The organism is Arhodomonas sp. KWT (genome assembly GCF_010993615.1).
In genome coordinates this window covers 4,425-10,679 of the sequence record NZ_WNXE01000100.1, presented here as the reverse complement: position 1 = coordinate 10,679, position 6,255 = coordinate 4,425, and the positions used below count along the sequence as shown (strand labels likewise).

Here is a 6,255-nt window from a genome sequence, read left to right as displayed (position 1 = left end):
GCGGCCTCGGAGTCGTAGGGCAGGCGCAGCCGGTAGAGCGCGTCGTGGAAGCCCATGAGCCCGAGCCCCACCGGCCGGTGGCGCAGGTTGGCGCGGCGCGCGGCGGGCACCGAGTAGTAGTTGATGTCGATGACGTTGTCGAGCATGCGCATGGCGGTGGTGACCGTGCGCTGCAGCCGCTCGTGATCCAGGGCACCGTCATCGATGTGGGCGGCGAGGTTCACCGAGCCCAGGTTGCACACGGCGATCTCGTCGTCCGAGGTGTTGAGGGTGATCTCGGTGCAGAGATTGGAGCTGTGCACCACGCCGGTGTGCTGCTGCGGCGAGCGCAGGTTGCACGGATCCTTGAAGGTGATCCACGGGTGGCCGGTCTCGAACAGCATGGTGAGCATGCGCCGCCACAGCTGCACCGCCGATATCCGCCGGGCGGTACGCATCTCCCCGCGCTCCGCCGCGGCCTCGTAGTCGCGGTAGCGTGCCTCGAAGGCCTCGCCGGTGAGGTCGTGCAGGTCAGGGACCTCGTCCGGGGAGAACAGTGTCCACTGCCCCTCCTCGTGGACGCGCTTCATGAACAGGTCCGGCACCCAGCAGGCGGTGTTCATGTCGTGGGTACGGCGACGCTCGTCGCCGGTGTTCTTGCGCAGCTCGAGGAAGTCCTCGATGTCCCGGTGCCAGACCTCCAGGTACGCACACACCGCGCCCTTGCGCTTGCCGCCCTGGTTCACCGCGACGGCGGTGTCGTTGGCGACCTTGAGGAAGGGCACCACGCCCTGGGAGGTGCCGTTGGTGCCACGGATGTGCGCCCCCATCGCCCGCACCCGGGTCCAGTCGTTGCCGAGCCCGCCGGCGAACTTGGATAGCAGGGCGTTGTCGCGGATGCCGGAGTAGATCCGGTCGAGATCGTCGCCGATGGTGGTGAGATAGCAGCTCGAGAGCTGCGGGCGCAGGGTGCCGGCGTTGAACAGCGTCGGCGTCGAGCTCATGAAGTCGAACGAGCTCAGCAGGTCGTAGAACGTCTCCGCCTGCGCCTCGCGGTCGATCTCCTCCAGCGCGAGCCCCATCGCCACGCGCATGAAGAAGGCCTGGGGCAGCTCGAAGCGGGTCTCGCCCACGTGCTGGAGGTAGCGGTCGTAGAGGGTCTGCAGCCCGAGATACCCGAACTGCAGATCCCGCCCCGCCTCCAGCGCGCGGCCGAGCCGCTCCAGGTCGAACTCCAGCAGCCGCGGGTCGAGCAGCTGCTCGTCCACCCCGCGGCGGATGTAGGCGGGGAAGTACTCGGCGTAGCCCGCCGTCATCTCCGCCTGGGTGGCCTCGCGGCGCTCGGCGTGGACGAAACTCAGCGCCTCCCGGCGCAAGGCGTCCAGCAGCAGCCGCGCCGCCACCGCACTGTAGTCCGGCTCGCGCTCGATCAGCATCCGTGCCGCCATCACCAGCGCCTGCTCCAGCTCCGTCTCGGTGACGCCGTCGTAGAGGTTGCGCCGTGCCTCGGTGAGCACGCGCTCCGCGTCCACGTCGTCCAGGCCCTCGCAGGCCTCGCGGACCACGCGCTCCAGGCGCGCCTCGTCGAGGGGATGACGGGTGCCGTCCGCGACGGTGACGTGGAACGTGGCCGGGACCGGCGGCGCCTCCGGAGGCTCGGCGGCCGCCCGCTCCCGGGCACGCTCCTCGCGGTAGAGCACGTAGGCGCGGGCCACCCGGTGCTCGCCAGCGCGCATGAGCACCAGCTCCACCTGGTCCTGGATGTCCTCGATGTGGACGGTGGCCCCCTCCGGCCGGCGGGCCACGGCCGCGACCACCTCGTCGGTAAGCCGGGCGACGGTGTCGTGGATGCGCCGGGAATCCCGGGCGGCCTCGCCCTCGACGGCGAGGAAGGCGCGCGTCATGGCGACGCTGATGCGCTCCGGGTCGAAGTCGGCGACGGTGCCGTTGCGCTTGACCACGTCCAGATCGACGCGCGAGGCGTGCCCGGCGGCGGGATCGCCGGCAACGGCGGCGTTTGCGGAGACGGTTTGCATCGGTGACCTCCAGATCGTGTCGATTCCCGGGAGGCCCCTACGCGGCGAAGGTGTGCAAAGCAGCTGTCCGCCCGCCACCGGCGGCGGGCGCGGGGTGTCGCTCTGCACCGGGTACCTCGGTCGCGAAGGCAGCCAGCGGTGGGGCCGGATGGCCCTGTCCTGGGAGGTGTTCGGGCTTCGCGGAGGACCGCGTTACCGTTGCGCGTCAGCCCCGGATTCTCACCGGTGTTCCCCTCTCGACACCACAACATATGGTGTCTTTTCAGGACTGCCCCTCACGATATAGCCCCTACCGCATTCTTGCAAGCCGGTTGACAACGCGAGCGCGGACCCTCGCGGCGGTCGGCGCCACCTGATTGTATGAAATATATTCACGTTTTTCTTTAATATAATCAGTTTGATTCACCTTCACCCGGCGCGCATGCTCCCCGGACCGATGGACGACGACCACACAGGAGGATCGATGGTCACGACACATACCCTCGGCTTTCCCCGCTTCGGCCTGCACCGCGAGCTCAAGCGTGCGCTGGAGAGCTACTGGCGCGGCGATACCGGCCGGGACGCCCTCGCGGAGACGGGCAGGGAGCTCCGTCACCGCCACTGGCGGCAGCAGGCGGACGCCGGCCTGGACATGGTTCCGGTCGGCGACTTCTCCTGGTACGACGGCATGCTCGACCACTCGCTGATGTTCGGCGTCATCCCCGAGCGATTCCGCACCGGCGACGACGACCGCGACATCGACACCTACTTCCGCATGGCCCGCGGCCGCGCCCCCACCGGCACGGATACCCACGCCTGCGAGATGACCAAGTGGTTCGACACCAACTACCACTACATCGTCCCGGAACTCGCTGCCGGTCAGCGCTTCGAGCTGGACGCGAGCCGGCTGCTTGCGCAGGTCACCGAGGCCCAGACCGCCGGCTACACGCCGAAGCCGGTACTCATCGGCCCCGTCACCTACCTGGCGCTGTCCCGCAACGATGACCCGGAAAACGGCCGGCTGGCGCTGCTGGAGCCGCTGGTAGCGGTCTACCGTGAGCTGCTCTCGCGGCTGGCGGAGGCCGGTGTCGAGTGGGTACAGATCGACGAGCCCGTGCTGGTCACGGATCTCGACGCCGAGTGGCGCGAGGCGCTGAGCCGTGCCCATCGCGGGCTCGCGGACACCGGCGTGCGCCGGCTGGTGACCAGCTACTTCGGCGGCCTCGGGGACAACCTCGACACCGCCGTTGCCCTGTCGAAGGAAGGCCTTCACGTCGATCTGGTGCGCGGCAACGACGATCCGGGCGCGCTCATCGCCGCCCTGCCCGACGACCAGATCCTGTCCCTGGGCGTGATCGACGGGCGCAACGTGTGGCGCACGGACCTCGGCGCCGAGCTCGACGACCTGGAGACCGCCCATCGGCGCCTCGACGAGCGCCTGTGGCTCGCCCCGAGCTGCTCGCTGCTCCACGTGCCGGTGGACGTCACCGCCGAGGAACGGCTCGACGACGAGCTCCGCGGCTGGCTCGCCTTCGCCGTGCAGAAGGTCGAGGAGGTCACCACCCTAGGCGCCGCCCTCAGCCACGGCCGCGAGCACGTGCGCGAGGCCCTGGCGGCCAGCAGACAGGCGCGCGAGGCCCGGGAGCGCTCGACGCGCATCCACCGCAGCGACGTGCGCGAGCGCGCCGCCGGGATCGACGCGGCCATGAGCCGGCGTGCCCACGCCTACACCGAGCGCGCCCCGGCCCAGCACGCCCGCCTGGCACTGCCCCTGCTGCCGACCACGACCATTGGCTCGTTCCCCCAGACCGGGGGCATCCGCAAGGCCCGCCGGGACAACCGCGCCGGCCGGCTGGACGACGCCGCCTACGCCGAGCGCATGCGCGAGGAGATCGCCTACGCCGTGCAGCAGCAGGAGGACGTGGGCCTGGACATGCTCGTCCACGGCGAGGCCGAGCGGAACGACATGGTCGAGTACTTCGGCGAGCTGCTGGAGGGCTTCTGCTTCACCCAGCACGGCTGGGTGCAGAGCTTCGGCTCCCGCGGCGTGAAGCCGCCGGTGATCTTCGGCGACGTCAGCCGCCCCGGCCCCATGACCGTGGAGTGGTCGCGCTACGCCCAGTCGCTCACCGAGCGGCCCATGAAGGGCATGCTCACCGGCCCGGTGACCATCCTGCAGTGGTCGTTCGTGCGCGACGACCAGCCCCGCTCGCGCACCTGCGAGCAGATCGCGCTGGCCCTGCGCGACGAGGTCGTGGACCTGGAGTCCGCCGGTATCGCCGCCATCCAGGTGGACGAGCCCGCCTTCCGCGAGGGCCTGCCGCTGCGCCGCGCCGACTGGGCGGACTACCTGGACTGGGCGACCCGGGCCTTCCGCCTGGCCACCAGCGGGGTGCGTGACGAGACCCAGATCCACACCCACATGTGCTATTCGGAGTTCAACGACATCATCGAGGCCATCGCGGCGCTGGACGCCGACGTCATCACCATCGAGACGTCCCGCTCCGCGATGACGCTGCTCGATGCCTTCGTCTCCTTCGAGTACCCCAACGAGATCGGCCCGGGTGTCTACGACATCCACTCGCCGCGGACGCCGGAGGTGGCGGAGATGAAGCGCCTCCTCCAGCGGGCCGCGGAGCTGATCCCGGTGGCGCGGCTGTGGGTGAACCCGGACTGCGGGCTCAAGACCCGGAGCTGGGAGGAGGTCATCCCCGCCCTGCGCAACATGGTCCACGCAGCCAACGAGCTGCGCGCCGCCTACCCGGACAGCCACACCGGCTGACCGGGATCCGCCCCGGGGCTCACGCGGCCCCGGGGCCGCGGCGCCCGGCGAAAACCGCCATCGCGCACGCGGCGACCACCAGCGCCGTGCCGACAGCCAGGCGCGGCGTGGGCTCCAGCGAGCCCGCCAGCGTCATCACCGCCGCCGCAACCACCGGCACGAGGTACGGCACCATCGACACCAGCCGCGGGCTGCCATGGCGTACCACGTGCCCCCAGCCGACGAACGCCAGGCCATAGGGGCCGATACCCAGCAACGCCCCGGCCAGAAGGGCCTCCGGCGGTAACGGCCAGACCAGCCCGCCGGCGACGGCCTGCAGGGCGAGCGCGACCGCTGCGGCCGCGGCGAAAAAGGCCGGATACGCCGGCGTCACTGGCCGCGAATAGCGTTGCAGGAACAGCGAGTAGCCCACCCAGCACAGCCCGGAGAGCAGCCCCGCGCCGTAGCCGAACCACACGGTATCCCCGCCGCCGCCGGCCCCCTCGCGCAGCACCGCGACCCCGGCCAGGGCGAGACACAGGGCAAGGGCCGTGACCACCGACGGCCGCCGCCCGGCACAGAGCGCCGCGACCACACCGAAGACCAGCGGCCACGTGTAGGTCACCACCACCACCGCGTGGGGCGGCGCATGGGCGAGGGCCACGAAGTAGAAGGCGAGCGCGCCGATGAAACCGCCCACCACGGCGATCCAGGCGTACCACGGGTGCTCACGCGCGGCACCCCGGAACGAGCCGCCGACGCCGGGCAGCACACGGCCCGTGAGCGCCGCGCAGGCCATCGCCATGCCGGTGAGCTGCAGCGCCGGAACGGACGCCGCCATCGCCCGCAGCACCGGCAGCAGGCCCCAGAGCACCACCACCAGGGCGGAGGTGACGATCAGACCATAACGGTTCTCCAGAATGCGATTACCGTTCTGCCCGATCATGGCGTCCCTCCGTTTCCCGGCCTGCACCGTGTACGTCGGCGGGGATTCTCGGGCAGAATCATTCCATCTGACTAACGAATTCTCATTACCTATCCATCAATATCCGTGATGACACGATGAGACAGCGGACCCTGGACCTGCGCGCCCTGCAGACACTCGTCACCGTGGCGGATGCGGGCAGCTTCACCACGGCCGCCCGGCAGCTGAGCTATACCCAGTCGGCGGTGAGCATGCAGCTGCGGCGACTCGAGTCGGAGCTCGGGATCACCCTGCTGCAGCGCGGCCCGCGCACCGTGCAGCCCACCCGCCAGGGCCAGGAGGTGCTCGGCTACGCCCGGGAGATGCTGCGGCTCAACGGCGAGGTCTGGCGGCGGATCGAGGACCGGGAGGTGGCGGGTACCGTGCGCCTGGGCATACCGGCGGATTACGCACTCTACCTGCCGGCCACCCTCGCCTCCTTCGCCGAGCAGTACCCGCGCGTGGAGGTGGAGGTCCGCTCGGAGCTGAGCGAGACGCTGGTCGCCCGGGTACGCGCCGGCGAGATCGACGTGGCA

The 6,255-nt window shown here is 70.4% G+C and carries 4 protein-coding genes and 1 riboswitch; of the genes, 2 read left to right on the top strand and 2 right to left on the bottom strand.

All coding sequences use genetic code 11. From position 1 onward, the window contains the following. The coding region (locus tag G7A99_RS13190; protein WP_163140837.1) for a ribonucleoside-diphosphate reductase subunit alpha at positions 1 to 2,015 on the bottom strand (2,015 nt) is incomplete at its 3' end. A 143-nt stretch (positions 2,016 to 2,158) separates the two neighbouring features. Beyond that, a riboswitch (cobalamin riboswitch) is annotated at positions 2,159 to 2,297 on the bottom strand. A 181-nt stretch (positions 2,298 to 2,478) separates the two neighbouring features. On the opposite strand from G7A99_RS13190, the gene metE reads away from it, so the two are divergent. Beyond that, positions 2,479 to 4,776 (top strand): 5-methyltetrahydropteroyltriglutamate--homocysteine S-methyltransferase, encoded by a 2,298-nt coding sequence (gene metE, locus G7A99_RS13185; RefSeq protein WP_163140834.1) that lies wholly within the window; start codon positions 2,479 to 2,481, stop codon positions 4,774 to 4,776. Between the two features lie 19 nt (positions 4,777 to 4,795). Here metE and G7A99_RS13180 read toward each other — a convergent pair whose 3' ends face one another. Further along, entirely contained in the window at positions 4,796 to 5,701 is a 906-nt protein-coding gene (locus tag G7A99_RS13180) for a DMT family transporter (protein ID WP_163140832.1), read from the bottom strand. A gap of 116 nt (positions 5,702 to 5,817) precedes the next feature. Between G7A99_RS13180 and G7A99_RS24935 the strand changes: the two genes are divergently transcribed. Further along, positions 5,818 to 6,255, top strand: a 438-nt coding sequence (locus G7A99_RS24935; RefSeq protein ID WP_205599847.1) for a LysR family transcriptional regulator, incomplete at its 3' end; no start/stop codon positions are given.

Excerpts from the sequence above, each read along its gene's own strand:
- G7A99_RS13180 (WP_163140832.1), bottom strand. The coding sequence starts at position 5,701 with ATGATCGGGCAGAACGGTAATCGCATTCTGGAGAACCGTTATGGTCTG.
- metE (WP_163140834.1), top strand. The coding sequence starts at position 2,479 with ATGGTCACGACACATACCCTCGGCTTTCCCCGCTTCGGCCTGCACCGC.